We start from the raw sequence: 12,972 nt of genomic DNA, 5'->3' as shown, positions 1-12,972 counted from the left end.
GGGCCGACCGGGTTGGTGCTGGTGGGCGTGTCCACGGGGGGGCCCGGGGTGCTGGAGGAGATCCTGCCCCGCCTGCCGAAGGATTTCCCCTGGCCGGTCCTGGTCGCGCAACACATGCCGAGCAGCTTCACCGGCGTCTTCGCCCGCCGGCTGAACGACCTCTGCGCCGTCTCGGTGGTGGAGGTCGCCCGGCAGATGCCGATCGAGCCCGGCACGGTCTACATCGCCAAGGGGGATGCCGACCTCGTCGTCACCCGCCGGGGCACCGGCTACTCGGCGACGCCGCTGCCGCAGAGCAACGAGCATATCTGGCATCCCAGCGTCGCCCGCATGGTCGAGAGCGCGCTCGCGCATCTCCCAGCCAACCGGCTGATCGCCGTGCAGCTCACCGGCATGGGCGACGACGGCGCCGAGGCCATGGCCCGGGTGCGGGCCGGCGGCGGCATGACCATCGCGCAGGACGAGGACACCAGCATCGTCTTCGGCATGCCGCACGAACTCATCAAGCGCGGCGGGGCCAGCCTGGTCCTGCCGAGCGACGCGATCGCAGAGCAGCTCGTCGGGTGGCTCCGTGCCCCGGAAGCCGGCGCTCGAGCCGGGGAACGCCGCCGTGGCCCTTAAGAAACCGACCCTGCCGAAGCCCGACGCCGAGGCGCCGCCGCACGCGGATCTCGACGCGCTCACGGCCGCCCTCGCCTCGCCGGAAAGCGGCGAGCGGCGCCGGGCCGCCCGCGAACTCGGCGCCTTCCCGGAGGCCGGGCCGCTGCTGTGCGCGCATCTCGGCCGCGAGCCCGCCGCCAGCGTCCGCGCCGTGATCCTGACGACGCTGATCCGCCTCAAGTCCCCCGCGGTGGTGGAGGGCCTGCTGCCCTTGCTCCGCAGCGAGGACAGCGGGCTGCGCAACGCCGCGATCGAGGTGCTCCAGGAGATGCCCGCCGAGGTCGAGCCGCACGTCGCCGACCTGCTGGCCGATCCCGACAGCGACGTCCGCATCCTGACGGTCAACATGCTGAGCCTGCTGCCGCACCCGAAGGCGCCGGACTGGCTGGCCGAGGTCGTGGCGCACGATCCCCACATCAACGTCTGCGCGGCGGCGGTGGACGGCCTCGCGGAGATCGGCAACGAGGCCGCCGTCGCGCCGCTCCAGGCCCTGGCCGCGCGCTTCCCGGAGGTGCCGTTCATCCGCTTCGCGGCCGCCGCGGCGATCCGCCGGATCGGAGGCGCATGATGCAATCCTCCCGTTCCCTCGGGCAGACCGCCTCGGCGATCCAGATCAGCGAGGACGAGTACGAGAAGTTCTACGAGTATTTCTATCGCCGCACGGGCATCTCGTTCAGCGGCAAGAAGGAGTATTTCGTCGAGAAGCGACTCCTGGAGCGGATCGCCAAGACCGGCAGCGACAGCTTCAAGGCCTACTTCACCCTGCTGCGCTTCCAGGCGTCGGGGGAGGAGCTGCAGCATCTCGTCAACCTGATGACGGTCAACGAGACCTACTTCTTCCGCGAGGACTATCAGTTCGATGCCCTGGTTCGGGGCATCCTGCCCGAGATCACCCGGACGCGCCGGCCCGGCGCGACGCTGCGGATCTGGTCGATGCCCTGCTCGACCGGGGAGGAGCCCTACTCGATCGCGATCCAGATCCTCGAACACTGGTCGCGGGCGGACGAGTTCGCCATCGAGATCACCGGGTCGGACATCGATTCCCGGGTGCTGGCCGATGCCCGCAAGGGGATCTACGGCAACCGCTCCCTGCAGCGGTTGTCGCCGGAGCTGCGCAAGAAGTATTTCCGCCGTCTCGGCGACGACCAGTTCGAGATCCACGAGGAGCTGCGCAGCTCCATCGAGTTCTCGATCGCCAACCTGTCCGACCCGATCCACATGCACCGCTATCGCGCGATGGACGTGATCTTCTGTCGGAACCTGCTGATCTACTTCGACGACACGTCCCGACGCGCCGCGGTCGAGGCGCTCTACGAATGCCTGATCCCGGGCGGGTTCATCTGCCTGGGCCATTCGGAGAGCATGAGCCGCATGTCGTCGATGTTCCTGCCGCGCAAGTTCGGCGACACGATCGTCTACCAAAGACCGATCGAACAGGATTGAGACGGGCATGTCCGGGAAACGAATACTTGTCGTCGAAGACGGCATCACGATGCGGATGTTCTACCAGGACGTGCTCGGCCGGGCCGGGTTCGTGGTCGAGGAGGCCACCAACGGGGTCGAGGGCCTGGAGAAGGCGCTGCTCGGCGGCTACGACCTGATGATCGTCGACATCAACATGCCCAAGATGGACGGCTACGAGCTGGTGTCCCGGATCCGGCGCGAGCCGTCGCTCCAGGCGACCCCGGTGGTCACGATCAGCACCGAGGCCCAGGACGCGGATGCGAGCCGGGCCTACGAGGTCGGCGCCAACTTCTACATCGTCAAGCCGGCCGATCCCGTGCTGCTGGTCGAGACCGCGCGCCTGCTGACGGGCGCGCAGCCATGACCAACCCCCTGCTGGCTCGGTTCATCCCGGAGGCGCGCGAGCTGCTGCAGGTCTCGGCCAGCGGTCTGCTGAAGCTGGAGCGGAACCCGACGGACGAGACCGCGATCAACGAGGTGTTCCGGGCGGTCCATACGATCAAGGGTTCGTCCGGCCTGTTCGACGCCATGGCCCTGACCCGGCTGGTCCACGCCGCCGAGGATCTCCTCGGGGAGGTCCGGTCCGACGCGCTCCAGATCGACTCCGCGCTGATCGACATGCTGCTCGACAGCCTGGACCAGGTCGGCCAGTGGATCGACGCGCTCGAGCGGCGCGCGGCCTTGCCGGCGGATGCCGACGGGGTGGCGCACCGGATGGCGACGCAGCTGCGTCAGCGCCTGGGATCGCAGGACGACGCGGGGGCGCCGGCGGCGGACGCGCGGCAGGAGGCCGATCCGGCACCCGCCGGAGCGGTCGCGACGGTGCCGCCGGCGCTTCTCGCCCGCCTGCCGGCCGCCGCCTGCCTGGACGCGTTCCGCCGCGCCTGCGGCGGCCAGGCCGTGCATCTGGTCCGCTACACGCCGGAGCCGGGCTGCTTCTTCAACGGCACCGACCCCCTGCTGACGATCCAGCAGGTGCCGGACGCGCTCGCCCTCGACATCGCGGCGACCGAGCCGTGGGGTCCGCTGGAAGATCTCGACCCCTACCAGTGCAACCTGCACTTCGCCCTGCTGAGTACGGCGCCCCGGCCCGAGATCGAGCAGGCGCTGCGCTACGAGCTGGACCAGGTCACCATCGCGGCCGTGCGGCCCCGGGACCTGGTGCGGATCGACGGCGCGGCCAGCGACGGTCCGATCTGGGACGACTTTCGCGAGGCGGCCTCGGGGTTCCTGGCCGCCGGGCGCCACGACGACCTGCGCAAGGCCGTGGGGGCGCTGCGCAGCGTCGCCGGGCCGATGCTGTGGCGGCGGCAGGCGCTGGACTGGCTCGACGCCGCCCTGTCGGCGGGATCGCCCGATGCGGGTCTCGTGGCGTCCCTCGTGGCGGCCGCCGGCTCGGGCCGGCTCGATCCGGCTCCGGCCCTCCCCGCGCCGGCCGCGCCGGCACCCGAGCCGACGCCAAAGCCGGCCGCGCAAGCCGCCGATCCACGGCAAGACCTCGCCCGCTCCGTCCTGGCGAGCCAGCATCGGATCCTGGAGCGCACCGGCTACGACGCGGAACGCCTCGCCTCGGTCGGCACCGTGGTGGGGAACGTGCTCCTGAGCCTCGGCCGCGACGCCGACCGCGCCGCGGTCCAGGCGGCCCTGGCGGAGGCCCGGGCGTCCCGCTCGGTCGCGCCCGTGCTCGACGCCCTCTCGGCTGTGCTGGCCGGCGCCCCGCTCCAGCGCGCCGAGGCCGCGCCGGACCTTGCCGGGACGCTGCCGCAGACCTTCGCCGAGGAGGCCGCGCCGGTCGCAGCCGCCGCCGGCAAGGAGCCCGAGGGGCGCATCGCCGCGAAATCCCTGAAGGTCGATCAGGCCAAGATCGACCTGCTGATGAACCTGATCGGCGAACTCGTCGTCTCGAAGAACGCCCTGCCGTTTCTCGCCAAGCGGGCGGAGGAGACCTACGCCTCGCGCGAGATGTCCCGCGAGATCAAGGAGCAGTACGCGGTCATCGACCGGCTCGCCCAGGAGATGCAGGGCGCGATCATGCAGGTCCGCATGCTGCCGGTGGCCGAGATCTTCGACCGCTTCCCCCGGCTGGTGCGGGACCTCGCGCGCAAGCTCGGCAAGCGGATCGACCTCGTCCTCGAAGGCGAGGACACGGCCGCCGACAAGACCATCGTCGAGGCGCTGGGCGACCCGCTGCTGCACATCGTCCGCAACTCCCTCGATCACGGCATCGAAACCCCGGACGAGCGCCGGGCGGCGGGCAAGTCGGCGACCGCCCGGATCCTGCTCAAGGCCCGCCAGGAGGCCGACAGCGTCGTCATCGAGGTCCAGGACAACGGCCGCGGCATCGATCCGGCGCGGATCCGCAGCGCCGCCGTCGCCAAGGGCGTGGTCGGCCAGGAGGAGGCGGACCGCCTGTCCGACCAGGAGGCGATCAACCTGATCTACCGCCCGGGCTTCTCGACGGCGGCGGAGATCTCGGACCTGTCCGGCCGCGGGGTCGGCATGGACGTGGTGCTGACCACCGTGGAGAAGCTCGGCGGTCAGGTCTCGGTGAGTTCCCGCCTCGGCGAGGGGACGACGACGCGCCTTGCCCTGCCGCTCAGCATGGCGGTCACCCGGATCATGATCGTGGAGGCCGCCGGCAGCCTCCACGGCGTGCCGATGGACATGATCGTCGAGACCGTGCGGGTGCCGCGCGCGCGCATCCGCAGGATCAAGAAGGCCGAGACCTTCGTGCTGCGCGAGACGATCATCCCCCTGCTGCAGCTGTCGCGCCTGCTGCACCTGCCCGAGCAACAGCAGCAGCAATCCCAGGGTGAGGACGACGCCGCCGTCCTGGTCTGCCACGTCAGCGGCCGACGGGTCGGGCTGATCATCGACAACTTCCGGGAGGGGATGGACGTGATCCTGAAGCCCCTGGAGGGCGTCCTGGCCGGCATCGGCGGCTATGCCGGCACCACGCTGCTGGGGGACGGCCGGGTCCTCCTGGTCCTCGATCTCAGGGAGTTGCTGTGATGGGCATCCGGATCGCCCGCAAGACCGTCCATCTCGAAGGGCACTGCACCGTCGAGGAGGCCCCGCCGCTGCTGGAGGCCCTGCGCAAGCCGGGCCCCCACAAGGTCGTGCTGACCAAGTGCCTCGGGCTCCACGCCGCGATCCTGCAGGTCCTGGCCGCAGCGCGGCCGGCCGCCCTCACGCCGCCCGCCGACCCGGCGCTGGCCGGGGTCGTGATGCCGTTCCTACAAGGGGCCGCGGAGGCCGCCCCGCCGGCGCCCGGAGCGGCCGCTTGACCAGGATCCTGGCCATCTCGAACCGGAAGGGCGGCAGCGGCAAGTCGACGACCTCGGTCAACCTGGCCGCGGAATGCGGCGCCCGCGGCTGGCGTACCCTGCTGGTCGACCTCGACACCCAGGGCCATGCCGGCCTCGGCTTCGGCATCGTGCCGGAGCGCGATGCCCCGACCGCCCACCACATCTTCACGGACCCGGCCTTCGACCTGCAGGATGCCATCCGGCCGACCGCCTTCGCGGGCGTGTCGGTCGCCCCCGCCGACCAGCTGTTCGACGGCACCAGGACCGTGGACCGCAGCGTCTCGGCCCTGCAGCGCTGCCTGCGCGCGCCGGAGATCGGGGCGCGCTTCGACCTCGTGATCGTCGACACGCCGCCCTCGCTGGACATGATCCTGGTCAACGCCCTGGCGGCGGCCGACGGCGTGCTCGTCCCGATGATTCCGCACGCCCTGTCGGCCGAGGGGGTGCGGCAGCTGGCGCGGCTGTTCTTCCGCATCGCCACCACGGTGAACAGTGACCTGACGGTGGTCGGCCTGCTGCCGGTGATGCTGAACGTGCACACCAATCACCACCGCGAGACCATGCAGGAGATCGCCCGGGAATTCGGAATCGAGCGCGTGCTCACCGGGATCCGGACTGACATCCGCCTGGCGGAGGCGTTCGCCGTCCGCAAACCGATCCGGGACTACGCCCCGTCCAGCCGCGGCGCGGCCGATTACAGCGTGCTGGCCGACGAGCTGACCGCATTCTGGCAGGCCGAGGCGGCGCCCGCACCCCACGCAGCACCCTAGGAGACCGTGTTGGCTACGACGATCATGATTGTTGACGATTCCCCCACGATGCTGATGAGCATCGAGGGCATCCTGGGCAAGGCCGGGCTCGGCGTCGTGAAGGCTGCCAGCGGCGAACAGGCCCTGGAGACCCTGCAGGCGGGCACCAAGCCGAACCTGCTGATCACCGACCTGAACATGGGGGCGATGAACGGCATCGACCTCATCCGCCGGGTGCGCAAGCTCCCGGGCCTGCAGTTCATCCCGATCCTGATGCTGACCACCGAGTCCCAGCAGGACAAGCGCAACGAGGCCAAGTCGGCGGGCGCCACGGGCTGGATCGTCAAGCCGGTGGATCCGGAAGCCCTGCTCAAGGTGATCCGCCAGCTCGTCCCCGGAGCCTGACCATGGCCTGTGCGATGCCGCCGCGCGCGATCCGATGGCTCGGCCCGCTCTGCGCGGTGCTGGCCGCCGTGGCGCTCGCCGCCGTCGGCACGGCCGCGTTCGGCCCCGTGCCGGGCGTCGCCGCCATCGCGGCGGTCGGCTTCGCGGCGACATGGGCAGCCAGTTGGGCAGCCAGTTGGGGAACCGGTTGGGCCGCGGCCCGGGCCGCGGCTGCGGCACGCCCGCCGGCCGGCCCGGAGGCGCACGGGTCTCAGGAGACCATGCCGGCGGCGGCGGCGGCGCCCCCGGAGGATCGGCGGGATGGGCCCGCCGGGCGGGACGGGGCGGACCCCGCGGAGATCCAGGCCACCCTGGCCGAACACCTCGCGGTCTACGACCGCCTGTTCGAACGCGCCGCCACCGACACCGCCTCGGTCACCGTCGAGACCGAGGCCGCCGCCTACGACATCATGACCAGCCTGCGGGAGGTCGACGGCGCGATGACCGAGCTGCTGTCCTTCCTCGACCTGTCCGGCTCCAACGCCCGGGTGATCGAGATCGTGGACCAGACCGACCAGCAGCTCACCACGAACCGCCAGCTGATCGGCGACTTCCTGGTCCGGCGCGATCAGGACATGGCGGAGTGCCGGCAGCGGCTCGACGAGCTCGACGTCGCCACCGCGCAGCTGACCCGGGCCACCGACGGCGTGCAGTCCATCGCCCGCCAGACCAACCTGCTCGCCCTGAACGCCACCATCGAGGCGGCCCGGGCCGAGGCGGCCGGCGCGGGCTTCGCCGTGGTCGCCAGGGAGGTCAAGGAACTCTCGAGCGCCTCGGCCGACACCGCGACCCGGATCGCCCGGGACCTCGCCTCCTTACGCGAATCCATCCGGGAGAATTTCTCCACCCTGGTGACGGACCGCGTCGAGGACGAGCGCGGGGAATTGATGAAGATCGCCGCGGCGATCGCCAGCCTGACCGAGAACATGGAGCGCCTGGTCGCCCATCAGCGCGACACGCTGGTGAAGGTCCAGGAGGAGAGCGCCCGCATCGCGCAGCCGATCGTACGGCTGATCGGCTCGATTCAGTTTCAGGACGTCACGCGGCAGCGTCTTCAGCATCTCGAAGGTATTTTCGCCGCGGCGCGCACGCATCTCCAGGCGCTGGATCTATCGAATCCCTTGACGAAATCTTGGCCCGACGTTAAGTCTTTTGCAGACATCGCGCTCTCAGAAGGACCATCTCCTCCCAAAAGAGACGTCAATGCGATGAACGATATCGAATTGTTTTAGGAATTAGTGACATCCCAATATTACTAACGCGCATACGTCCTGTAATCAGGTCTTTCGATGCGCCATTCCCACAGACACGCCAGGAGGATTGATCGATGGCATCGATCCTCCTGACGGATGACGTTCCGGTCGTCAGGATGACGGTCCGGCGGTTTCTCGAGCGCGGTCAGCACCGGGTCGAGGAATGCAGCTCCGCCGCCGAGGCGGAGACGCTGCTGGGCGGCCGGCCGTTCGACCTCCTCGTCACCGACCTGTGGATGCCCGGCCGGGACGGCCTGACGCTGATCGGCTGGGTCAAGGCGAACCGGCCCGGCCTGCCGATCATCGCGATCACCGGCGGCGCCCCGCGGGCGCCGCAGCTCTTCTCGATGGAGGAGGCCGCGCGCGTCGGAGCCGACCGCGTGCTCATGAAGCCGGTGGGCATGCAGGAGCTCCTGGCCGCCGTCTCCGCCCTCGCGCCATCGGCCGCCAAGGAGTGACCGAACTTATGTACGGCGTCGGACAAACCCTCCTCCAGAATCGGGCAGGCGTGCTGGACGCGTGGCTCGCGCACCTGCGCGACGCCGCCCCGGCGGCCCAGCCGGCCTCGCTGCAGCTGCTCAAGCTCGAACTGGGCACGCTGGTCGAGAAGCTCACGGCCTACTTCCTCGCCAGCGAGGGCGAGGGCGCCGGAGCAGCCTTCAGAACCGTCGAGCAACAGGCCGCCACCATCAGCGCGGCCTGCGCCCGGGACGGCCTGACGCCGATGGAGACCGCCGAGCTGATCCTGGCGCTGAAGACGATCGCGGGCGCGCTGCTCAACCGCCAGGCCGGCGACGGGATCGCCGAGCCGGACCAGGCGCGCGCCGCCTTGGACGCGGCGGTGGACAAGCTGGCCCTCATCACCTTCGCGACCTTCGTCGAGACCCGCGAGGAGATCATCAAGCGCCAGGGCCGGGCCCTCCTCGACCTGGCGACCCCGGCCCTGCCGATCTGGCGCCACATCATCCTGATGCCGCTCGTCGGGATCATCGACACGCAGCGGGCCCGGCAGGTGATGGAGTGGCTGCTGGAGGCGCTCGCCCGCGAGGAGGCGCATATCGCGATCCTCGACGTGACCGGCGTGCCGCTGATCGACAGCCGCGTCGCCCTGCACCTGACCAAGACCGTCGAGGCCGCGCGCCTGCTCGGCTCCCGGGTGATCGTCACCGGCATCAGTCCGGACGCGGCGCAGACCCTCGTGAAGCTCGACGTGGACCTGTCGAGCATGATCACCCGGGGGACCCTGCGGGCCGGCCTGGCCGAAGCCTTCCGGCTCCTCGGCGAGAATGCCAAGGGCCCGATCGAGACGATGCTCTGATGCGCGTCCCCATTCTCCGGCTCGGCCGCGTCCTCCTGACTTCCCTGCCGGCCGACCTGACGGACCAGCAGGTGATGGACCTCCAGATCGACGCCCTCGCGCTGATCCAGGCCGGGAAGGCCGACGGTCTCGTCATCGACATCACGGCCGCGGACGTGGTGGATTCCTACATGGCCCGGATCCTGTCGGAGACGGCCAAGATGGTGAAGATCATGGGCGGGGTCGCGGTCCTGGCCGGGATGCAGCCCGCCGTGGCCCTGACCCTCGTGGAGATGGGCCGGGGCATGATCGACATGGAGACCGCCTTCGATCTCGAGGGCGGCGTGGCCAAGGTCGGTCGGATGGTGGCGTCCCGCGGAGGTCGCCATGACGAAGTCCCGGCCGCCTGATCGCGACGGACCGGAGCCGGAGGTGTCCGGCACCGCGACGTGCGCGGTCGTCGACATCCGGGGCCAGGACGACATCCTGCGGGCCCGCCAGGCGAGCCGCGCGGCCGCGGCGGCGATCGGGTTCGGCACCGTCGACCAGACCCGCCTGGCCACGGTCGTCTCCGAACTCACCCGCAACACCCTGACGTATGCCGGCGGCGGCGCGTGCCGCGTGCTGACCCGGGTGACCGCCCACGAGCGGAGCATCGTGATCGAGGTCGAGGATCAGGGCCCCGGGATCGCCGACATCACCGGCGCGATGACGCGCGGATACTCCACCGGGGGCGGCCTCGGGCTCGGCCTCGCCGCCGTGCACAAGCTGATGGACGACATGACGATCGAGACCCGTCCGGGCCGCACGCTGGTCCGGACCGGGATGACGAGGCGCCGATGAGTCCGGAGCCGGACGTGGTGACCGTCAGGGTGACGAGCGAGATCGACGCCGCCGAAGCGCGGCAGGAGGCCCGCCGGCTCGCGCTGCGGCACGGCTTCACCACCGTGCGGGCGCACGGCCTGGCGACGGCGGTCTCCGAACTCGCGATGAACCTCGTCCTCCACACCGACCGCGGCGGCCTGATCCGGCTGACCGCGCAGGATGCGACCGGGGCGGCCGTGATCGAGCTGGTCGCCGAGGATGACGGCCCGGGGATCCGCGACCTGACGCTGGCCATGGAGGACGGCTACTCGACCCGTGGCGGCCTGGGCTGCGGCCTCCCGGGGACGCGCCGCCTGGTCGACGCCTTCGCGATCACGTCGCATGTCGGGGAAGGAACCCGGATCGTCTGCCTGGTGCGGCGGCCATGAGCGCGCGTCCGCAGATCCCGACCCCCGTGATCGCCGCGGTGACCCGGACCTATCCCGGCGAGACTGCGTGCGGCGACATGGTCGCGTGGTGGCAGGAGGGGGACGCCACGCTGGCCTGCATCGTCGACGGCCTGGGCCACGGGCCGGACGCCCACCATGCCGCCCGGAGCCTGCTCGCCCTGGTCGAGGGACAGGTGGGCGTCGAGCCGACGCAGCGGCTCGCCACCGCCGACCGCTCCATGCGCCACACCCGCGGCGCCGCCGCGGCCTTGGTGCGGATCGACCCCGCCGCCGGGACCATCACGACGGCGGCGGTCGGCAACATCCAGGGCGCCCTGTTCGCCAAGCGGACGCTCCGGTTCGACGGCATGCCGGGGATCGTCGGGGCTGGCCTGCGCCCGCTCAAACCCCTCGTCGTGCCGTTCGTCCCCGCCGACATCCTGGTTCTGTGGACCGACGGCCTCCGGCCGGTGGACCTGGAGGCCGATCCGCCCTCCCTGCGCGGCGATCCGGAGCGGCTCGCCGCGGACCTGATGGCCAGCCACGGACGCGCGAGCGACGATTGCGGCGTCCTGTGCGTCGCCTTCCGGGGGTGAGGCCGGATGGAACACCTCCTGCGGCGCTACACCGACGGCATGGCGCGCTACGTCGCCACGGCCGCCGAGGCCCCGCTCCTCGACATCGAGGAACTCGGCCGCCTGGCGATCACCGACGACATCTCCCTCGACGAGATTGCCGGCCTGCATGAGGGCGCGGCGCTGGCGCTGTCCGACCGGGGCGTGCCGATCAACCAGCCGGAGATCATCCGGCGCATGTCGGCCTGCCTGAGCGCCTTGATGGTCTCGGCCGCGGTGGCGTACCGGACCAAGATCGACCTGCTCGAGCAGCATCGGCAGCAGGAGCGCGATCGGACCGAGCGGGACCGGCAGCGGCTGGAGACGCTCGGCCAGTTCGTCGGGTCGGTGGCGCACGAGCTGAACAACCTGCTCCAGCCGGTGCGCGGGATGACCGAGCTCATGCTGGCCGACCTGACCGAGGGGCGGCCGCCCGAGCGCGCCGACCTCGAGACCGTCGAGGCCTGCGCGATCCAGGCGGTCGGCGTCATCCAGGGCATCCTGGGCTATGTCCGGCGGGAGACGATCGCGCCCCAGAGCTTCGCCTTCGGGGCCGCCGTGGCGACGTCCTGCACCTTCATCCGGCCGATGCTGCGCGAGCCGTTCGCGGTCGTGATCCGGGACCGCGACACCGAAGTCCTGGCCCTCCAGGGCGAGTTGACCCAGATCCTGCTGAACCTGCTCCAGAACGCCGTGCAGGCCGGCGCGACGGACATGCGGGTCGCGGTCGATCGGGTCGAAGTCGACCGGGTCGGCGGCGACTGGGCCGGCGCCGGATCGCGGCCGCGGATGCGGCTCCGGGTGATCGACGACGGGCACGGGATGTCGGCCGACGTCGCGGCGCGCGCGCTGGACCCGTATTTCACCACCAAGGCGAGCGGCCAGGGCACCGGCCTCGGGCTCGCGATCGTCCGAAGCATGGTGCTCGGCTGGTCGGGCGACCTGCAGCTCCAGTCCGAGCCCGGGCGCGGAACCACCGTCACCCTGCTGCTGCCGGTCTCGGCCGGCTGAGCCGCCCGGGGGCGGACGCCGTAAGGCCGCGCCGCGGCTGGACTTTCCGGCATCGATCAACAGCCCTCCACCGCAATCGCCGGCGGGGCGCGCGAAAGAGTTGAACCGCCGCGGTTTCCGCGCTTTGTTCGCTATATGTTCTCAACAGGACGGATTGGCGATGCACACGAACCCGCACGAACCGCCGGTGGAGATTCGGCTGAGCGAGGCCGAGGCGATCGCGCTGGCCTATCATCGTGCCGCCCGGGGTGACGCCTGGACCGCTCTGGTCGCGGCGATCACGGACGCCCTGACCGATCTCGGCGAGGCCGAACGACGGGCGGTTCTCCAGGGCCGGCTGATCTCCCGGGGCTATGCCCGCTGCCGGACGGGGGCCGCCTGAGCGCGCGCGCAGCGGGCCGCAGGGGAGCGCGGACCAAGCCGCCATGGCATCGGTGCCTTGCAACCGGATGCAATTTCTGGTAATATTTCCTGCGTTATGAATATAAACATGGATTCGCCCGCACGGGAGCCGGCCATGGGCGACATCAACGATGAACGGCGCCGCCTGTCGGCGACGTGGCTCAACACCATCGCGTCCGGCGTCGTCTCGGCCGGCTCCTGCGGCTCGCTGCTGGCCTACAGCTTCGGCCCGCGGCCCGGCATCAGCGGCCTTCAGGTGCTGGTGGTCTCGACCTGCGCGCTCGGCCTCGGGGCGACCCTGCACCTCCTCGCGCGCGCGCTCCTGAACAACCGGTGACGGGACCGCGCGGGACAGGACCGCCGGCAGGATCTAAGACACCGACGAACCTGCCGATCCGGGACCCATCATGACGCCGGCTGAGCGCGACCGCTTCGAGAAGTGCCTCGCCCTGGCGGCCCGGGGCGCGACCGCGGGCGAGCGGGAGGCGGCGCGGTCCGCCGCCGAGCGCATCGCGGC

Annotated in this window: 18 protein-coding genes; all 18 read left to right on the top strand. The window is 71.0% G+C overall.

Features of this window, described 5'->3' with window-relative positions; translation table 11 throughout:
- On the top strand, window positions 1-621 hold a 621-nt coding region (locus FV242_RS29160), incomplete at its 5' end, for a CheB methylesterase domain-containing protein (RefSeq protein ID WP_147941351.1).
- Window positions 611-1,228 (top strand): HEAT repeat domain-containing protein, encoded by a 618-nt coding sequence (locus FV242_RS29155; RefSeq protein WP_147906534.1) that lies wholly within the window; start codon window positions 611-613, stop codon window positions 1,226-1,228. The genes FV242_RS29160 and FV242_RS29155, both read left to right, overlap by 11 nt.
- Window positions 1,225-2,103, top strand: coding sequence for a protein-glutamate O-methyltransferase CheR (locus tag FV242_RS29150; RefSeq protein ID WP_306440333.1), 879 nt, complete (start codon window positions 1,225-1,227; stop codon window positions 2,101-2,103). The genes FV242_RS29155 and FV242_RS29150 overlap by 4 nt, the downstream gene beginning before the upstream one ends.
- Before the next feature lie 7 nt (window positions 2,104-2,110).
- Window positions 2,111-2,488 carry a response regulator gene (locus tag FV242_RS29145; RefSeq protein WP_147906535.1) on the top strand — a complete coding sequence of 126 codons (378 nt, stop codon included), beginning with the start codon at window positions 2,111-2,113 and terminating at the stop codon, window positions 2,486-2,488.
- Window positions 2,485-5,136, top strand: a complete 2,652-nt coding sequence (locus tag FV242_RS29140) for a chemotaxis protein CheA (RefSeq protein WP_147941350.1) — start codon at window positions 2,485-2,487, stop codon at window positions 5,134-5,136. Before FV242_RS29145 ends, FV242_RS29140 begins: the two co-directional genes overlap by 4 nt.
- Window positions 5,136-5,411, top strand: a complete 276-nt coding sequence (locus FV242_RS29135; protein WP_147941349.1) for a hypothetical protein — start codon at window positions 5,136-5,138, stop codon at window positions 5,409-5,411. The genes FV242_RS29140 and FV242_RS29135 overlap by 1 nt, the downstream gene beginning before the upstream one ends.
- Window positions 5,408-6,202: a ParA family protein gene (locus FV242_RS29130; protein ID WP_147941348.1), complete on the top strand. Its 795-nt coding sequence runs from the start codon at window positions 5,408-5,410 to the stop codon at window positions 6,200-6,202. Before FV242_RS29135 ends, FV242_RS29130 begins: the two co-directional genes overlap by 4 nt.
- A gap of 9 nt (window positions 6,203-6,211) precedes the next feature.
- On the top strand, window positions 6,212-6,586 hold the full coding sequence (locus FV242_RS29125; protein ID WP_147906539.1) for a response regulator: 375 nt from the start codon (window positions 6,212-6,214) through the stop codon (window positions 6,584-6,586).
- Between the two features lie 2 nt (window positions 6,587-6,588).
- Window positions 6,589-7,857 carry a methyl-accepting chemotaxis protein gene (locus tag FV242_RS29120; protein ID WP_147941347.1) on the top strand — a complete coding sequence of 423 codons (1,269 nt, stop codon included), beginning with the start codon at window positions 6,589-6,591 and terminating at the stop codon, window positions 7,855-7,857.
- A 95-nt stretch (window positions 7,858-7,952) separates the two neighbouring features.
- Window positions 7,953-8,336 (top strand): response regulator, encoded by a 384-nt coding sequence (locus tag FV242_RS29115; protein WP_147941346.1) that lies wholly within the window; start codon window positions 7,953-7,955, stop codon window positions 8,334-8,336.
- Window positions 8,337-8,344: 8 nt separating this feature from the next.
- Window positions 8,345-9,196, top strand: coding sequence for an STAS domain-containing protein (locus tag FV242_RS29110; RefSeq protein ID WP_147941345.1), 852 nt, complete (start codon window positions 8,345-8,347; stop codon window positions 9,194-9,196).
- The gene (locus FV242_RS29105; RefSeq protein WP_147910769.1) at window positions 9,196-9,585 is read left to right on the top strand and encodes an STAS domain-containing protein; all 390 of its coding nucleotides are present in this window, start codon (window positions 9,196-9,198) and stop codon (window positions 9,583-9,585) included. Before FV242_RS29110 ends, FV242_RS29105 begins: the two co-directional genes overlap by 1 nt.
- A complete protein-coding gene (locus tag FV242_RS29100; RefSeq protein WP_147910768.1) occupies window positions 9,563-10,018 on the top strand; it encodes an ATP-binding protein in 456 nt (151 codons plus the stop codon). Before FV242_RS29105 ends, FV242_RS29100 begins: the two co-directional genes overlap by 23 nt.
- On the top strand, window positions 10,015-10,428 hold the full coding sequence (locus tag FV242_RS29095; protein ID WP_147910767.1) for an ATP-binding protein: 414 nt from the start codon (window positions 10,015-10,017) through the stop codon (window positions 10,426-10,428). The genes FV242_RS29100 and FV242_RS29095 overlap by 4 nt, the downstream gene beginning before the upstream one ends.
- Window positions 10,425-11,024 carry a SpoIIE family protein phosphatase gene (locus FV242_RS29090; RefSeq protein ID WP_147941344.1) on the top strand — a complete coding sequence of 200 codons (600 nt, stop codon included), beginning with the start codon at window positions 10,425-10,427 and terminating at the stop codon, window positions 11,022-11,024. Before FV242_RS29095 ends, FV242_RS29090 begins: the two co-directional genes overlap by 4 nt.
- A 6-nt stretch (window positions 11,025-11,030) precedes the next feature.
- Complete coding sequence (locus FV242_RS29085; RefSeq protein WP_147941343.1) at window positions 11,031-12,053, top strand: sensor histidine kinase; 1,023 nt, start codon at window positions 11,031-11,033, stop codon at window positions 12,051-12,053.
- 160 nt (window positions 12,054-12,213) lie between these two features.
- Complete coding sequence (locus tag FV242_RS29080) at window positions 12,214-12,435, top strand: hypothetical protein (protein ID WP_147910764.1); 222 nt, start codon at window positions 12,214-12,216, stop codon at window positions 12,433-12,435.
- A 108-nt stretch (window positions 12,436-12,543) separates the two neighbouring features.
- On the top strand, window positions 12,544-12,792 hold the full coding sequence (locus FV242_RS29075; protein WP_147941342.1) for a hypothetical protein: 249 nt from the start codon (window positions 12,544-12,546) through the stop codon (window positions 12,790-12,792).
- Window positions 12,793-12,972: the final 180 nt, after the last annotated feature.

The organism is Methylobacterium sp. WL64, assembly GCF_008039945.1.
Taxonomy (GTDB): Bacteria; Pseudomonadota; Alphaproteobacteria; order Rhizobiales; family Beijerinckiaceae; genus Methylobacterium.
This window is presented reverse-complemented; position numbering and strand designations above follow the sequence as displayed.

Coding starts and splice junctions, on each gene's coding strand:
- FV242_RS29145 (WP_147906535.1), top strand. CDS start 2,111: ATGTCCGGGAAACGAATACTTGTCGTCGAAGACGGCATCACGATGCGG.
- FV242_RS29150 (WP_306440333.1), top strand. CDS start 1,225: ATGATGCAATCCTCCCGTTCCCTCGGGCAGACCGCCTCGGCGATCCAG.
- FV242_RS29090 (WP_147941344.1), top strand. CDS start 10,425: ATGAGCGCGCGTCCGCAGATCCCGACCCCCGTGATCGCCGCGGTGACC.
- FV242_RS29110 (WP_147941345.1), top strand. CDS start 8,345: ATGTACGGCGTCGGACAAACCCTCCTCCAGAATCGGGCAGGCGTGCTG.
- FV242_RS29140 (WP_147941350.1), top strand. CDS start 2,485: ATGACCAACCCCCTGCTGGCTCGGTTCATCCCGGAGGCGCGCGAGCTG.
- FV242_RS29095 (WP_147910767.1), top strand. CDS start 10,015: ATGAGTCCGGAGCCGGACGTGGTGACCGTCAGGGTGACGAGCGAGATC.
- FV242_RS29120 (WP_147941347.1), top strand. CDS start 6,589: ATGGCCTGTGCGATGCCGCCGCGCGCGATCCGATGGCTCGGCCCGCTC.
- FV242_RS29105 (WP_147910769.1), top strand. CDS start 9,196: ATGCGCGTCCCCATTCTCCGGCTCGGCCGCGTCCTCCTGACTTCCCTG.
- FV242_RS29135 (WP_147941349.1), top strand. CDS start 5,136: ATGGGCATCCGGATCGCCCGCAAGACCGTCCATCTCGAAGGGCACTGC.
- FV242_RS29080 (WP_147910764.1), top strand. CDS start 12,214: ATGCACACGAACCCGCACGAACCGCCGGTGGAGATTCGGCTGAGCGAG.
- FV242_RS29100 (WP_147910768.1), top strand. CDS start 9,563: ATGACGAAGTCCCGGCCGCCTGATCGCGACGGACCGGAGCCGGAGGTG.
- FV242_RS29075 (WP_147941342.1), top strand. CDS start 12,544: ATGGATTCGCCCGCACGGGAGCCGGCCATGGGCGACATCAACGATGAA.
- FV242_RS29085 (WP_147941343.1), top strand. CDS start 11,031: ATGGAACACCTCCTGCGGCGCTACACCGACGGCATGGCGCGCTACGTC.
- FV242_RS29115 (WP_147941346.1), top strand. CDS start 7,953: ATGGCATCGATCCTCCTGACGGATGACGTTCCGGTCGTCAGGATGACG.